The organism is Erythrobacter sp. JB3-1 (assembly GCF_057364995.1).
Genome location: NZ_CP200289.1, coordinates 3,085,713 through 3,103,464, shown reverse-complemented (window position 1 = coordinate 3,103,464; position 17,752 = coordinate 3,085,713). Strand labels below are relative to the sequence as shown.

General features: G+C 58.1%; 5 protein-coding genes. 3 read left to right on the top strand and 2 right to left on the bottom strand.

All coding sequences use genetic code 11. The annotated features are described in order from the left end of the window. The first annotated feature begins 103 nt into the window (after nt 1-103). On the top strand, nt 104-12,517 hold the full coding sequence (locus AC0V6M_RS14725) for a hypothetical protein (RefSeq protein WP_486139531.1): 12,414 nt from the start codon (nt 104-106) through the stop codon (nt 12,515-12,517). Between the two features lie 433 nt (nt 12,518-12,950). Here AC0V6M_RS14725 and recQ read toward each other — a convergent pair whose 3' ends face one another. Beyond that, nucleotides 12,951-14,810, bottom strand: coding sequence for a DNA helicase RecQ (recQ, locus tag AC0V6M_RS14720; RefSeq protein ID WP_486139530.1), 1,860 nt, complete (start codon nt 14,808-14,810; stop codon nt 12,951-12,953). Between the two features lie 268 nt (nt 14,811-15,078). Here recQ and AC0V6M_RS14715 point away from each other — a divergent pair, with 268 nt between their 5' ends. Beyond that, nucleotides 15,079-16,041 (top strand): RICIN domain-containing protein, encoded by a 963-nt coding sequence (locus tag AC0V6M_RS14715; RefSeq protein WP_486139529.1) that lies wholly within the window; start codon nt 15,079-15,081, stop codon nt 16,039-16,041. Further along, a complete protein-coding gene (locus AC0V6M_RS14710) occupies nt 16,041-17,039 on the top strand; it encodes a hypothetical protein (protein ID WP_486139528.1) in 999 nt (332 codons plus the stop codon). Before AC0V6M_RS14715 ends, AC0V6M_RS14710 begins: the two co-directional genes overlap by 1 nt. A gap of 46 nt (nt 17,040-17,085) precedes the next feature. Here the strand turns inward: AC0V6M_RS14710 and AC0V6M_RS14705 are convergent, their stop codons facing one another. After that, entirely contained in the window at nt 17,086-17,739 is a 654-nt protein-coding gene (locus AC0V6M_RS14705) for a LuxR C-terminal-related transcriptional regulator (protein ID WP_486139527.1), read from the bottom strand. Nucleotides 17,740-17,752: the final 13 nt, after the last annotated feature.

Genomic DNA, 17,752 nt, shown 5'->3' with positions numbered 1-17,752 from the left:
TCAAGCATCAAAACACCGCATTTTTCGCCGGGCCGATCAGCTCAGCAGCAAACCATTCAAACAAGAATTCGCGCTCAACAATCAGCAGCGCATCGAGGGCAAAATGACACAAGCAAATAACACGAATTCAAGCGCACTGAAGCTCAACAACGTGGCGTTTGGGGCGAACAATTTTCTGCGCTGGAGCCGGTCAGCCATGCTGCGGGGCGGACGTGTCACAAAGTTCAAAGGAATTGCAGCGAGTTTCTCTCCTGAGCTTGGCCTGGTTTGTCCAGAGTCAAGTTCAGAGGCAGTCGGCGGGCAAGGATCATCGACCCTTTCTCTTGCCCGCCGATTGCTAAAATGGTCCACGGCTCCAGCTGCTCTACTCGCGGCAAGTTCGCCCGCATTTGCTCAGGCGCAGGATGCGTGTGTGGAGATCACGCCGAACAATTTTGTGTGCCAGGATAGTGGCGATCCAGCGACAGAGGTGCAAGATCTGTCGGGCGATGGCGGCGATGTGGTCGTCACGCTGGAGGACGGCTTCGAGCTTGATACGAGCGCTAGTAACAGCGATGGCATCAACATAAACGGCGCGAATTCCGTTGTGATTACCCAGTCGAGCGGCTCCAGCTCAATTATTGCCGACCGCTTCGGCATTGATGTTTATGATGTTGACAATGGCATTGACATCACCACGGGCGGCGATGTGACCGGTCTGGCCCGCGACGGGATTTATGCCAACAACAATACCTCTGGCGACGTCGCCATTGATAGCCGCGCCGGAGCGGTAACTGGAGGCGACCGCGGTATTTACGCGGCCAACAGCGGCACGGGCAGCATATCGGTAACTACTGCGGATGTAACCGGCGAAGGCAGCTACGGCATTCGGGTCTACAACTCTGCAAGCGGGAGCGCTGTTACTATCGACACCACTGGCGGAGCGGTGGCTGGTGGTTATGAAACTGGTATCCAGGTTACCAATTACGGATCGGGTTTCACCAGCGTTACCACTGCCGACGTAGATGTCGATGGCGAAGGCGGCCCCGCAATCGAGGTGGAGGCAAATGGTTCGGGCGTGCTCGTTGATAGCAGCGCGGGCGATGTGAGAGGCGGGGATGATAGCAACTATGCTATTGATGTGCGGAACTATGGATCCGGCGCGACAACGGTCATAACCGGCAATGTCGATTCCGCCTACGGAATTGGGGTCTACGCATACAATGGTGGGGAAGGCACCACTGACCTCACTATCGACACCAGCGCTGGCGCAGTGTCCGCCTTTGACGACGGAGTTCGAGCGGTCAATCTTGGCACTGGCGACGTTTCTATCACCACCGCTGATGTAAATAGTGACAACAGCTACGGGATTAATGCCTACAACTCTGCAAGCGGGGGCGACCTCACCATCGACAGCAGCGCAGGCGCTATCACTAGCGATGAAATTGTGGGCATTAGGGCCCGCAATAGAGGATCAGGTTTCACCAGCGTTACCACTGCTGGCGTAGATGTCGATGGCGAAGGCGAAGGCGGCTCCGCAATCGAGGTGGAGGCATATGGTTCGGGCGTGCTCTTGGACAGCAGCGCAGGCGATGTGAGAGCCGGGGAGGAAAACAGACATGCTATTGATGTAGCGAACCAAGGTTCCGGTGCTACAACGATCATAACGGGCAATGTTGCTTCCGAGAGCGGCTACGGAATTTTCGCGCTTAACGCAAGCAGCGCCACCGACCTCACCATCGACACCAGCGCTGGCACCGTCAACGGCGATAACGACGGAGTTCGAGCGGTCAATCTTGGCACTGGTGACGTGTCCATCACCACCGCTGATGTAAATAATATCTTCGGCAACGGGATTGATGCCTACAATGCTGCAAGCGGGGGCGACCTCACCATCGACAGCAGCGCAGGCGCTATCAATAGCGCTGTAGGTGGGGGCATTAGGGTCCGCAATTACGGATCGGGTTTCACCAGCGTTACCACTGCCGACGTAGATGCCTATGGCGAAGGCGGCGACGCAATCAATGTGGAGACAAATGGTTCGGGCGTGCTCGTGGATAGCAGCGCGGGCGATGTGAGAGCCGGGGATTATAGCAACTATGCTATTTATGTAGCGAACCGAGGTTCCGGCGCGACAACGATCACAACGGGCAATGTTGTTGCCGAGGGCGGCGACGCAATTTACGCGCGTAATGCAAGCGGCGCCACCGACCTCACCATCGACACCACCGCTGGCGCATTGTCCGCCGATGACACCGGCGTCTACGCGGCCAACTATGGCAGCGGCGCTGTATCGGTCACTACAGCGGATGTTGTTGCCAATGACGATGGCGTATCTGTCCGTAATTACGGCGCTCAGGTGACCATCGATACAACTCAAGGCTCTGTCAGCGGGGGCGGGTTTGGGATTCAACTGGCACACTATGGGTCGGGCGACGCCAGCATCACGACCGCGAACGTTGATGGCGCCGGAATCGACGGGATTTACGCCTATACCACCGAATTTGCCGATAGGCTTATAATCGACACCACCGCAGGCGCGGTATCGGGCGGCGATGACGGGATTGAGGTATACCACAAGAGCTTTGAAAGTCTCTCAATCACGACGGCCGATGTTAGCGGCAGCGGCGATGATGGCATCCGCGTGCGCGGCTATTATAGCGATGTAGCTATCAACAGCGTTGCCGGTACGGTGACGGGTGCCAACGATGGTATCAGCGTCTCGCAAGATCCGTCTGCGGATGGTTTCTCCGATTTCTCTGTCACCACCGCCGATGTATCGGGTGCAAACGGCGATGGCATCAATGTCGAAACTAACTACTATTCGCGCAGTATAACGGTCGACAGCAGCGCCGGCGATGTCGTGGGCAGCAATCGCGGCATTTCCACCATCAATCGCGGCTATAATGCATCCACCACTATCATCACCGGCGACGTGACGGGTCAGTCTGGGGCCGGGATCTCTGCCAGAGATGATGATAATGACGGGTATGGCCCGGGCGACATTGCGATCAACAGCGCGCAAGGCGTCGTCACCGGGGCGACTGACGGAATTTATGCCGAAAACCGGTCCTTTGGCGACCTTTCCATCACCACAGCTGGTGTGGATGGTGAAGCGGGCGATGGGATCAACGCCATAAATGCCGATGGAAGAGCGGGTAGCCTCAGCATCGACAGTAGCGCGGGCGCGGTAAGCGGCGGTGACAATGGCATTCGAGCAACAAACAACGGATCTGGCTTCACCAGCGTCACCACCGCCGATGTATCTGGCTATGGCGAGGGCAATAGCGGCATTGAGGTTGTTGCAAGCGGCACTGGCGATCTCACCATCGATAGCTCGGCAGGCGATGTGCGCGGCAGTTCCGCCGGCATCGATGCGCTCAACAATGGAGCGGGTGATACGACCATCACCACCGGTGATGTGACAGGCGGATCAGGTTACGGGATTGACGCCGCCAATCAGGCTGGCACCGGCAATCTCACGATCAACACCGTTGCCGGCGCGGTTAGCAGCGCCTTTTCGACTGGCATTCGAGCAACAAACAACGGATCTGGTTTCACCAGCGTCACCACCGCCGATGTATCTGGCTATGGCGAGGGCAATAGCGGCATTGAGGTTGTTGCAAGCGGCTCTGGCGTGCTTGTCGATACCAGTGCGGGCGCAGTAACCAACCTTTACTATGATGGCGGGCTTGCTGTTCTCGTCGACAATAACGGCGCTGGCGCGACAACGATCATAACGGGCAATGTCATCTCTGCGGATAGTGATGGAGTTTTCGTAAGAAATCAGGGCGCTGAGACAACCGATCTCACGATCGACACCAGCGCTGGCGCGGTAAGCGGCGGTGACAATGGCATTTACGCACGCAATTATGGCACTGGCACAACGACGATCACAACAGCAGATGTGACTGGCAACGATCGCAGAGGCATTGATGTGAGCAATGCAGCGACGGCTGGAGGCATTGCAATCGACACTACCGCTGGCGCGGTTGTTGGATCCTTCGATGGCTTGAGTGTCGTATCCGAAGGTTCCGGCGATGTGTCGATCACAACCGGCGACGTCACAGGTGCCGATGAATACAGTAAAGGGATCCTCGCAAACGTCTCTTCCCAGACCGATAATCTCTCTATCGACACTTCGGCAGGCGCTGTTCTTGGCGGCGATCAAGGTATTGCAGTGTACAGCGGCGCTTCGGTCGAAACTTCGATTGTCACTGGCGATGTCACAGCCCTGGATAGCGGCGAAGATGGCACCGGCGTTCTGGCTCAAATCAACGGTACAGGCGATGTGTTAGTCGACACCAGCGCAGGTAGCGTTTCTGCTGACCAAGACGGTATTAATGTGCGCAATACCAATGGCGGCGACGTTTCGATCACCACTGCGGCGGTGACTAGCGCGAGCCGTTATGGAGTTCGCGCTGAAAATGATGCGGCGTCGGGTGATATCACCATCGACACCACCGCTGGTGCTGTGACTGCCAGTTTCAGAACAGGAATTGAGGTTGAAAACAACGGATCGGGTTTCACCAGCATTACCACTGCCGACGTATACGGCGGTGGAGAAGATGGACGCGGCATCGATGTGATCACAAGCGGTTCGGGTTTGCTGGTCGACAGCAGCGCGGGAGAAATCAGGACCGGGACATATTCCAATCAAGGTATTTTGGCCACTAATGAGGGTTCCGGCGCGGCAACGATCATAACGGGCGACGTCTTTTCCGGGGGACTATCTGGAATTGTTGCCCGTAACAGGAACGGCTCCACTGATCTGACCATCGACTCCAGCGCGGGAGCGGTTGTTGGCGCAACTTATGGCATTGTTGCACGCAATGAAGGCTCTGGCGACACGGTTATCACAACTGGTGCGGTAACTGGTGAAGGCGGCGATGGGATTGATGCCTCCAACGGCCTCAGCGCAGGCGCTCTCACTATCAATACTGTTGCTGGCGCGGTCAGCGGCGATACGAACGGTATCAATACCTCCAACGTCGGAAGCGGCGCCTTGTCGATCACCACCGCCAATGTCTCAGGCGCAGGCAGCGACGGGATTAGGGCAAGGAACTTTGGTACCGACCTTTTGATCGATACAACCGCAGGAGCAGTTAGCGGCCAAGAAATCGGCATCCGCGCCATGAACGAAGCCTCTGGCGTCACCTCGGTTGTCACCGGTGATGTGACTGGCCTGACGCGCTACGGGATTCAGGCGACCGATGACGGTGAAGGCACTTATGGCACTGACCTTATTGTCAATTCCACTGCGGGCAGCGTCACCGGAGCTTTAGTCGGGATCACCGCTGACAATCGCGGCACAGGCGATCTTTCGATCACCACTGCCGATGTCACCGCCACAAATGGTGACGCCATCAGAGCGCAGAACTTTGACGCCAATGCCGGAGCGATCAGCATTGATACGACGGCGGGCGTTGTCACGGGCAGTATCGGCGAAGGAATTGCCGTTGGAAACTACGGATCGGGTTTCACCAGCATTACCACTGCCGACGTATATGCCGGTGGAGAAGATGTACGCGGCATCGATGTGATCACAAGCGGTTCGGGTTTGCTGGTCGACAGCAGCGCAGGAGAAATTAGGACCGGCGCATCTTCCAATCAAGGCATTTTTGTCAGCAATGAGGGTTCCGGCGCGGCAACGATCATAACGGGCGACGTCTTTTCCGGGGGACTAACTGGAATTGAAGTCCGTAACAGTAACGGCTCCACTGATCTGACCATCGACTCCAGCGCGGGAGCGGTTGTTGGCGGTGACAATGGTATTTTTGCACGCAATTATGGCACTGGCGACACGGTTATCACGACTGGTGCGGTAACTGGTGAAGGCGGCTATGGTGTTGATATTTATCATGGGGAACTTGCTGGTGAGCTGATTATCGACACGAGCGCAGGCCCGGTCATAGGTGGGCAAGACGGAATTAACGCGCGCAACTATGCCGATGGACAGAACGCGACAATCACCACCGCCGATGTCACCGGATTGGCGGGCAATGGTATTTACGCGAGCGACAATGGCTTGGGCGTGTATGGCGCTGATATTGCGATTAACACGGTTGCAGGCGCCGTAATGGGTGCGACCAACGGCATTTATGCAGAAAACCGCGGCACAGGCGATCTTTCCATCACCACGGCTAATGTAGATGGCGAAGCGGGCGATGGGATTTACGCCCTCAATGCTGATGTAACCACGGGCGCCCTTACTGTTGACAGCGCCGCCGGCGCGGTTGTTGGCGGTGAATCCGGCATTGTTGCGCGCAACTATGGCACTGGCATAACCACGATTGCCACGGCCGATGTGACGGGCGAACGCATCTCCGGAATCGCTGCATTCAATTTCGCGCCCGCGACCGGTCTGGTGATCGATTCTAGCGCGGGTAGTGTCACTGGCCAGTTTGGCGGCATCACTGCCGTTAACAACGGCTCTGGTTTGACTTCGATCACTACCGCCGACGTTGCTGGAATACGACAAATCGATCCCAACGGTTTGTTCGCCGGGATCATTGAAATTTCGGGTATCGAAGCCTCTTCTGGGGTGAGCACCACTGGTCTGACGATTGATAGTTCAGCAGGCGCTGTGAGCGGCACTGACAATGGAATAGACGCTGTCAATTCCGGCACTGGCGACACAATGATTGTGACCGCGCAAGTTACGGGAAGCAGCCGAAACGGCATTTCTGTGCGCAATTTTGCAACCACGGGCGACCTCACCATTGATAGCGCAGCAGGCGCGGTTGTTGGCGGCGAAGACGGCATTTTTGCAATCAATAATGGCTCCGGCTCCACCACGATCATCACCGCCGATGTGAACGGCATGGGCGAAGACAGTGATGGTATTGACCTTGACAATGGGGCGGACACAACAGGTCTCACCATTAACACTGTTGCGGGTTTTGTAACTGGCGGCGACAACGCTATTTCAATCGGCAATGAGGGTGCCGGCCTGGTGTCGATCACAACCGGCGATGTCACCGGGATTACGGGCAAAGGCATTGAGCTGGGCAATGAGGCAGGCGATGTCGTTATCGACAGCACCGCAGGCACAGTGCGCGGTGAATACGGCATCTTTGTTCAGAACAATGCTGCAGGTTCCTTGTCCATTACAACGGCCAATGTAATCGGCGAAGAATACGGCATTTACGCCTACAATGATGCTGATGATGCGACCGATCTGATTATCGATACGACCGCAGGCGCAGTGACATCTGATGAGTTGGGTATCTTCGCCGAAAATAGTGGGACAGGCATCACCTCGATCACGACAGGCGATGTGACCGGCACCACTGATCATGGCATTGAGGTGACGGCCTTCTCCGGCACTGAGCTCATCATCGACACCAGCGCCGGTGCGGTCGTTGGCGGTGAAGACGGTATTAATGCGCGCAGTTTCGTGACAGACCTTACCACGATCACCACGGCTGATGTCACAGGCAGTGACGCAGGCGTTCTTGTCGAGATTGAAGAGGGGGCAGGCGACGTAATCGTCAACACGGCACAAGGCAGCGTGAGCGGCGGCTCCCTAGGGGTTGGTGTCGATAAGGACGATGATGGCGCTGGCGATGTGTCAGTGACCACTGCGGACGTTACCGCCAGCGATGAAGATAGTTTTGGTGTCATTGTAAATGGCGGTGATGGCAATGTTACCATCGATACGACCGCAGGTGCGGTGTCGGCAGGTGGAATTGGTGTCGCAGGGAACAGCAGTGGTGATGGGGTTGTCTCCATCACAACCGCAGATGTGTCGACATTTGGCAATATAGCCGTCGTTTACGGGTTTGCAGTGGCTGGCATTGGTTACGGCAGCGGCGATGTTATCATTGATACCACTGCGGGCAGTATCGATGCGAGCGTTGATGGTGTGGCTGGGTCGGCTAACGGTGGTTCAGTCTCTATAACTACGGCCAATGTGGATGCTGCTGCGGGATCAGGCGTAACCGCTTATGCTGAGGGCGCAGATGTTACGATTGACACCACTGCAGGGACCATAACCGCAGGTCAAAATGCCATTGCGGTGAACCATCAGGGGACAGGTTCTGTCTCGATTGCGACAGGCAGTCTAACGGCAACGGGCGGCGACGGGGTGAACCTGACGACGGATGCGGATAGCGACACGCTGGTCATCGACACGAGCGCCGGCGCTGTGGTTGGCGGCAATCGCGGTATTTACGCCAATCATGCAGGTTCTGGTGATCTGACCATTACGGTCAGCAATGTGACGGGCCAGGGCGCAGAGGGTATTCTGGCCTCAACGTCGCAAGACACCGCCAATATCTTTGTCCAAGGCGGCGAAGGCATCGCCAGCAATGTGATCGGCGCAACAACCGGTATCGCAGCATCGACAGAGGGCGCGGACATCACCGTTACGGGGCTCGACAGCGTGACCGGCCAGGCGGGCGATGCGCTGAACCTTGTATCGAACGGCGGCAATATCGCGGTCAGCGACATTGGCACGATCACAGGGCTTGGCGGCAATGGCATCTTTGCCAATGCGGACACCGGCAATATCACGATCGACAATGTTGGCCTGTTCGGAGGGATCACTGCGACCGATGGCGTGGGCATTGCGGCCTATGCCGACAATGGCGGCGCGATCACCATCGGCACCTCGGGCGAGGTTTCGGGCACGACATATGGCGTGGATGGCTCTGCTCAGGGCGGGACGGGTGATATCACGATCAACACCACCAATTATGCTGTGAACGCAGCGGTCGGTATCCGCGCGGTCAATCTGGGCAGCGGGAACACCAGCGTGACGACTGCGGATGTCACCGGCACAGGCGGCGAAGGCATTAACGCCTCGGCCTCTGGTACGGATGTGGTTGTGAACTCCGTTGCAGGGACCGTCACGGGCCTTACCGATGGGATTACCGCTGCGAATATGGGCAGCGGCAGCACCGCCATCACGACCGCAGGGGTCACCGGGACAACGGATGACGGGATTGACACCTATAACGGGTCCGACACTACTGACCTGACAATTGACAGCACCGCTGGCGCTGTCACCGGCGGCGATGATGGGGTCTATGCAGCCAATAACGGCTCCGGCGCCACCACTGTTACCACGGCTGATGTAACCGGCACCGCTGGCGATGGCATTGATGTCATCGGCCGCGGGACAGACCTTCTCGTCAACACGACGGCTGGCACGGTCACAGGCGGCGAAGATGGCATCAATGCATCCAATAACGGAACGGGTACGACCACCATCACGACGGCTGATGTGACCGGGCAAAACGGCGCTGGCATTCAGTTTGGAACGGGTTCTAATGCTGGCGACATTGTCGTTAATAGCAGTGCGGGGTCTGTTAGCGGCTCAACCGAAGGAATTCGGATCGCCAATTTCGGTACTGGGAATGCGACACTTGTCACCGCCGATGTAACCGGGGCGTCTGGTGAAGGCATTTCCATCAACGATGATGGCGAAGGCGGCATTTATGGCGCTGATATGACTGTCAACACCACTGCCGGAACGGTTACTGGCAATTCGCGCGGTATCTATGCGGACAATCGCGGCACAGGTGACTTAACGATCACAACCGCTGATGTGATCGGCACGACGAATACTGCCATTTTTGCGAGCAACCAAGCTGGCACTGGCGATCTGACCATCGACACTTTGGAAGGAACCATATCCGGCGGCGAAGATGGCATTGATGCACGCAACAGGGGCACTGGTGCATTGTCGATCACGACCGGTGATGTGACGGGTGTAGAAGGTGCTGGTATCGCGGCACGCAACGAAGCAACCGCCACCGATCTCATAATCGATAGCTCGGCAGGAGCAGTCGCTGGTGCGTCGAATGGTGTGATCGCCCAAAACTATGGAACTGGCTCCACGTTTGTCACCACGGCAGATGTGTATGCGCTCGATGCTGGCGATTCTGAAGGAGGCGGCATCGGCATTTTCGCCTCTACTGGCTCGGACGGACAAGACCTGATCGTGGACAGCACAGCAGGTTCAGTGAACAGCGCAGACACCGGCATCTATGCCCGCGGGAGCGGGGCAGGCGAAACCTCGATCACGACCGCAGACATTGTCAGCGAGAGCGGCAATGGTATCTTCACCCGTGCCTACGGCACTGACCTCACGATCGACAGCTCCGCTGGCTCAGTCAGCGGCGGGTTGCGCGGAGTCTTTGCATCTAACGCAGGTGAAGGCGATCTGACGATCGTAACCGCCTCCGTTACGGGAGGCAGCGATGCGGGCATTTATGCTATCAACGAAGGTGGCAGCCTTAGCGTGGACAGCAGCGCAGGTGCAGTCATGGGCGCTACTTATGGCATCACCGCTGAACACACTGGAACCGGTGGATTAAACATCACCACAGCCGATGTGACCGGAACGGCTGCGATTGGCATTCTGGCGACGAGCACGGGCGGGAGCATCGACGTCAACAGCAATGCTGGCGCAGTGACCGGCGCGACTATCGGTGTTCAGGCGCAGCAATCGGGCGCCGGCGATATCACCATGCTGGTGAATGAAGTGACCGGCGCGGTTGGCATTGATACCAATGCAACCAGCGGTGCGACTGAGATCACGCTTGGTTCGACTGCGATTGTTACGGGCACGGCGGGCTTCGGCATTGATGCACGCTCAACTGGCGGTGCAATCACGGTGCGAGGTTCCTCGGGCAGCGTCACTGGCGCGGCCGATGGTATTTATGTGCGGCCAACCACGGGTGATATTACGATCGCCAATATCGATCTGGTCGAAGGGCTCGCAGGCGATGGCCTTGACCTGCTCACGGCAGGCGGCGCGATCACCGTTAGCGACATTGATGCGGTTATCGGCACTAGCGGCAATGGCATCACTGCGACGACCACTGGCGGCGTGATCGATATTCAGAACGCTGGCGATATCACTGGCACGGTCTCTGGTATCGCGGCGACAACCTCGGGTGCTGGCACAATCGGTATCATTGTTGGCGGCGATACGGCGGGCGCGCAAAACGGGATTGATGTCTCAAGCGCAGGCGGCGCGGTTTCCATCAGCAATACAGGCGCATTGAGCGGCGGCGACTTTGCTGTCCTCGCCAGTGGAGCGGACACAGGCGTGATCACGCTGGACAATGCTGGCACACTCGCCAGCGCAGTGCAGCTTTCCGCGAACGACGACCAATTCCTGAACTCCGGTACGTTCAACGCGGCGGGGATCAGCGACTTTGGCGAAGGCGAGGATACACTCACCAACTCCGGCACATTGTTCATTGCGGCCTCAGCTCAGTTTGACCGTTTGGAACAATTGCAAAGCTCCGGTCTCATCGATCTGTCCAATGGCCGCGCCGATGGGGTGCTTTCCATTGCGGGTGATTTCGCCGGAGATGGCGGGGAGCTTAGCCTCGATGTCAGCTTCGCTGCTGGTACGAGCGATTTCCTGACGATCAACGGGGCTGCAACCGGCAACACCGGTCTGGTGATCAATGTCGTCGATGGCGATTTCTCGCTCGGCAATGACGTTGTCGTTGTTGATGCTGGTGCGGGCACAGAGGCAAGCGCCTTCAGCGTGGTGGCAGACGCGGGATCGGCCACACCGTTCCTCGCCTTTGAGCTAAATTTCGATGCGGCAACAAACGACTTCCTCGTCGCAATCGAGCTTGAAGAGCGTGTGTTTGAAAGCACCAAGATCGCCGAGGCGGCGCAGGCTCTTTGGTATCGCAGCGCCGATGCCTGGGCCGACCACCGCGCCTCGGCACGCTTTGATGGGTCTGATGCTTCGCCTGCATGGGCGGTCGCTTATGGCTCCGTGGCTCAGCGCGATGAGCAGTTTGCCGACCCAACCGGAATTGGGCTGGCCGATACCAATCTTGATTACGAGCAGGATTTCTTCGGCTTCCAAGGCGGCGCGGATCACAAGCTCAGTGACAATCTGACCCTTGGCGTGACTGGCGGCTATCTCAGTTCCAGCTTCCGTCAGGATCTCACCGGCACCCGCGCTGTGTTCGATGTGCTCAATATCGGCCTGTCGGCCTCGCTTGAGACGGGCGGCTTCTTTGCGGACGCATTGCTCAAATATGATAGCATTTCGGGTGATTTGTCCGATCCGGCACAGGGCGGTTTCACCGGCCAGCTTGATGGCCAGGCCTTTGGCGCGCGGATCGATGCGGGCTACCGGATTGGCGGCGAGCGCTTCTATATCGAGCCGCGCGTTAGCCTGGATCTGCAACGCACGGATCTGGACGATCTCATCGTCGATGCGGCAAGCTTCGAGTTCGACAACCTCGATGGCCTGCGCGGCGCCGCGGGCATTCGCCTCGGCGGCTATGGCAAGACCGGGGGTAGCACTAGGATCGGCTACTTCCTTGATGCCAGCGCCGTGCGCGAATTCAGCGGCGAGGCAGACGTTCGCTTCCGCGTATTGGGCGATGTTGTTGACTTCCAAAACAACCCGCTTGGCACCTATGGCCACGTCGAGGCCGGGATCACACTCGATGGCGAAGGGCCGATCTCTGGCTTCTTCCAAGTCGAAGGCGACGCCGGCTCAAATTACTCCAGCTTCGGCAGCAAGGTGGGTGTGAAAATTCAGTTCTAAAGCGGGAGCCCAGCCGGCCGCAGAACGGCAAGCCGGCTGGGCGCCAATGCTAAAAGAACGCAAGGGCGTCCAATCGGCCGGGCCAGATCTGTTCCCAACAAATGAGATATTTGCTCTGGATGGGAAAGCGAGCAAACGATCAAATCTGACCTTCAAGACTATTCCACTGGCACACCATTGTGCGTTGTCGAATGTTATTGGATCAATCGCCTGCAGAATGATGGCAGCGTTAGGATGGGGTTCCAAACCGGACGGTCGGCGGTTGGCCCATTTTCAATCAGCAACGAATAAGCGAAGTAGGGATGTTTTCGGACTGGATCCATTCTCACGCGGACGGATACATAGCTTTCGCTCCGCTTCTGTCCCAACATCAGCCATAAGTAAACGCGCGCGCCCGACACGATGCAGCTCGAATTGTCGCGATGTTCCACTGCTACCGGTCGTGCCGCCGGATGACTGTCAGGAATGCATCGCCATAGGCATCCAGTTTCTTCGCCCCGACGCCAGGCAATTTTGCAAGCGCGTCGCGGGTCTGAGGCCTAAACCCGGCCATGTCGCGCAGTACGGAATCGTGGAAGATGACATAAGGAGGAACCTGATTCTCCTTTGCCAGGTCGCGGCGCAATTCGCGCAAGGCATCGAAGAGCGGGTCGCCAACCGGGTTGAGCGCCTGGCTCGAACCGGATTTGCGTCGCTTCCCGCCGACCCGTTTTGGTGGGATAACCAGATTCAGCGGCTGCTCTCCCTTGAGGTAACCGCGTGCCTCCGGTCCTAGCATCAAGCCGCCATGTTCCGTCGGCATCAATGCGCCGCGTACCAGCAGCGCGCGGTGCACCGGCTTGAGCAGGTCAGCTTCCTCGCCTTCGACGATACCGAAGACTGACAGCGTATCGTGCCCCTGTGCACGGCTACGCTCACTGGATTGGCCGGTTAGAATGCTCTCGATGTACCCTGATCCATAGGTTTGCCGCGTGCGCGCCACCGCTGAGAGGTACTTTTGCGCGGCAATCGTCGCATCAACAGCGCGGGCCGGTTCCAGGCAATTGTCGCAGTTGCCGCAAGTTTCTGCAGGATGCTCTCCGAAGTGGCGCAGCAAGATTGCACGCCGGCACCCTCCGGTTTCAACCAGCGCGCCTAGGGCTGACAATCGCGTCCGTTCTCCTGACTGCCTTGCCTCCTCAACATCGGTAACGCGCATGCGCGCCCGTGCAAAATCGTCTGCTCCCCAGAACATGTGCGCCGCTGCTGGATCGCCGTCGCGCCCGGCTCGGCCCGTTTCTTGATAATAGGCTTCGATCGATTTGGGCAAACCAGCATGGGCGACAAACCGCACGTCTGGCTTATCTATGCCCATGCCAAACGCGACCGTCGCGCAGATCACCATGTTCTCGCTTTCGACGAAGGCCGCTTGGTTCGCTGCGCGAATGTCGGCTGGTAGCCCGGCGTGGTAACAACGCACTTCGCGTGTTCCGTCAGACAGCGAATTGGACAATCGTTCGGTCGCCGCACGAGTTTGGGCATAGATAATCCCGGGTCCGGAATTCTCGGCCAAAAGGCGTCTTAGCTGCTGTGTCGGCTGGTCGCGGGGACGGATCGCATAGCGGATATTGGGGCGATCGAACCCGGCGACGATCAAGCCTTCTGGCGCAATCCCAAGCTGCGTTAAGATATCTGACCGTGTGTGGACATCTGCAGTCGCGGTTAGGGCTAGTCGTGGCACATTGCTGAACTGGTCCATCAACGGGCGCAGCAGACGGTAGTCAGGGCGGAAATCGTGCCCCCATTCGGACACGCAATGCGCCTCGTCGATCGCGAACAAGGATATCTGACACTGGGAAAGCAGCTCCCTGAAATGGGACTGGCTTGCCCGTTCCGGCGCGACATAGAGCAGATCGAGCTCGCCTGCTCGTAACTGAGCTACCGTTTCGGCGCGGTTCTCGTCTGCGCTGGTAAGGGTGGCGGCGCGGATCCCGTTTGCGCGGGCGCTGCGCAATTGATCGTGCATCAGTGCGATGAGCGGGCTGATGACAATGCAGGTGCCCTCCAGCAGCATGGCGGGCAGTTGGTAGGTCAGCGACTTACCCGCCCCGGTCGGCATGACCGCCAGTGTCGAATGCCCGCCCATAACCCGATCCACGACTTGCTGCTGAACGCCGCGGAAGGAATGAAAGCCGAAGATCTCGTGCAGCTTATGCAGCAATTCGGGCCCGGTCGGTAAACCTGCTCTGGCTGGATCAGGTTGGGTGTGCTGGTCTAGGGGACAAATTTGAGAGCTGCCAGTTTCGGTGGTCATAGCGCTCGCCATGCCAGAACTCTTCTTGTGAGAGAAGCGCCAGTCCTCCTGAATGAGGCAAGCCTGTGGGCGAGCGGCGAGCTGAAGCTAAAGTTCTAAAACGTGGGCCTTGCGGATGCGAAAATTGCGTACCGGCCAGGCACTGACTGATGCAAAGAGCGGAAAACGACTAAGCTATCTTCACTCGTGCACCAAATTGGGGGATGTACCTCATTCGCATCGCTGGCGATCTGTTGCACAAAGGTTGCCATATTGAGGGGCAACAGCAGTGCTAAATAAGACTATCTATCAGAACAAACAGGCCCAGCCGCGCCTTTGGCTGTGGGCGATCTTGACGGCGATTTGCATCGCGATCGCGGCTCCTGCAGCGCAGGCGCAAGACAACCGACCGCGCGCGGCGCTGAGAGATTATACGCAGTTTGCGCCCGGTGATCCGCTGCCGATTGATGGTGTCTGGCGGCTGCGCGAACTGGGCAAGCAGGTGATCATTGAAAACGGCGTTGTTATCGCGATGGAGGAATGGACCCATCTGTTCATTTGGGTGGTTGAGCCTGGCATGGTCACCTCTTCACGCTTGCGTCAAACCGACCGTCAGAAGATGGTCGCCTATGATGAACTGCTGCAGCGAGAGATGGAATGGACACTTCGCGAAGACGGCACTTTGTTTGCCTCGGGCGGTAATGGGCTGTTTGATCCGAAATTCACGCTGGCGCCGGTTGAGCTTTCTTATCCTGGGGCCTTTGAAGCGATGCGGATCGGCGAAGAGATTGTGCTCACCGAAGATGGCTTTGCCGGACGCAGCCGCCCCGATCCGATGGAACTGCCGCCTGAGATGACCAGTCCGATCCAAAGCGGTGACGGCATGTGCCTTGATCTGCATGGCCCGGACGTTGGCCAGCAAGGCGGCAGGCTGCAGGTGTGGGAATGCCTTGGCGGTGCCAACCAGAACTTCATTTATCTTGAAGATGACGGCTTGATCGTGACGGCCAGCGGGATGTGCCTCGAGGCTGTGGGACCAGACAATGGCGCACCGGTGCGAGCTTTTGGTTGCGATGGGAACCCGGCGCAAATCTGGTCTGCAAGGAGCGCTGGAGCGCCGGGCGCGGTGAGTTTTGTGAATGAGAACACGGGGCGCTGTCTGGATGCCCATGGGCCAGACTCGGAAACCAATGGCGGCAGAATTCAACTTTGGGATTGCCTTGCAGGTAAAAACCAAAGCTGGAGCCAGTGATGCGCAGCCTTGGAGTATTTATAGCATTGGGGCTCGCGCTTGGCGGCCTGGCCTCAAGCCCTGTGCTTGCTGGGTCAAAGCATCGCCCGATCGAGCTGGTGCGCTGTCACACGCCGCTTGGTTCCGCTGCTATTATCGAAGGAGAGGCGCGCAGCCGGGTCGATAAGAACCTCGGCAGCCCAAAGGCCGTGATAGAGGCCTTGGTTGTGCAGTCGGGTTGCTTCACGATCTATGATCCCAGCACCGGGGAGCCTGCGCAGTTCATGCTGAACGTGGTGGCTGGCGATAAGGTTGAGGTCGCGACAGCCACCAATCTCAACAATGCGGGCGTCGCGAACGCCGCCGCTCTGGCGCAAAACAGCGGCTATCGCAGCGGGATGGGCACGGCTGGCGATATCGCTGGTATGGTCCCTTTGGCCGGGGCGGTCGTCAATGGGCTGGCTGGCATGGTTGGGATTGGCAAGAAGAACACGGTGATCACCGGTCTCGCGCTGGTCGATACCGCGCAAAATGCCGCGATCGCATCGGGCACCGGGCTGGTCCAAAAAACCAAACTCAAATTCCATGACGATGATGACGACGCGATGGCTCGGTCACCTGAGGGGTTTTGGATGCTGGCGGTCGAAGAAGCGGTGGAAGGCAGCCGCTACACCAAGAAAGAGGATGGGCGCGAGATGATCCAAGGGTTCGTCATCGCGTACAACAATATGGTTGCCCAGGCGCAAGCTTTGGGCGTGGGGCAAACGGCTGGCGATGCGGAGCTTGCCGACGCTCAGGCGGTCGCAGATGCCGAGCCAGTTGAACCTGTTGGGCCGCCACCCGTGGTCGTTGCCGCTGCATCGTTCCTGTATCTGGAGCCGACCCGGGAAGCGGAGACCGTGCGTAGCATACGGCCCGGGATCGAGCTTACGCCGATCGGTGATTTGCACGGCATCTTTCTGCCGGTCAGCGATGCCTATGGCGTGTTGGGCTGGGTCAGTGTTGAAGACCTGCGCTAAAAGGGCCGAGGTCGCCGAGAAAGCGATTGATGCCCGATGTGCCTCTTTAAGTAGAGCTCGCCTCAACCAAGCCTTCGCGCAGGGCATAGGCAATCAATTCAGCCGCCGAGCGCGCCTCAGCCTTGCGCATTACACTGGTCCGGTGCCGGTCGACCGTCTTGATGCTGATACCCAAGGTCTCGCCGATTTCGCGGTTGGTTTGCCCGCTTACGACGAGGTTCAAGACCTGCCGCTCTCGGCTGGTCAGCGGTTCGATGTCCGCTGCGCTTTCGAGCACTTCGGTAAAACGTCGGCAGACGGTCCGGCCGCCCTCCATAATGCGCGGGATAGCAGCGGTGAGTTCGTCCAGATCATCGCTTTTGCAAAAGAGCCCGTCTGCGCCGACTTCGACCAGCTCAGCGATCTTGCCGCTTGCCTCGACACCGGTAAAAACAATCACCTTGCAGTCCGGCAACCACCGCCGGGCTTCGATCAACACCTCTGTGCCGCCCGCATGGGGCATGGTAACATCCAGCATCAGCAAATCGGGCTGATGCTTTCGGATCGCGCCAATCGCACGAATGCCGTCGCAAACTTGGTCGCAAACGGTAAAGTTGTAGCCTTCCAGCGCGTCAGCATTGCTCAGCAATTGCGCCAAGGCCCCGCGAATGATGCTGTGGTCGTCAGCGATCACAGCTTTGAATTCCCGGCCAAATGTCATGGAGCCCCCGGAC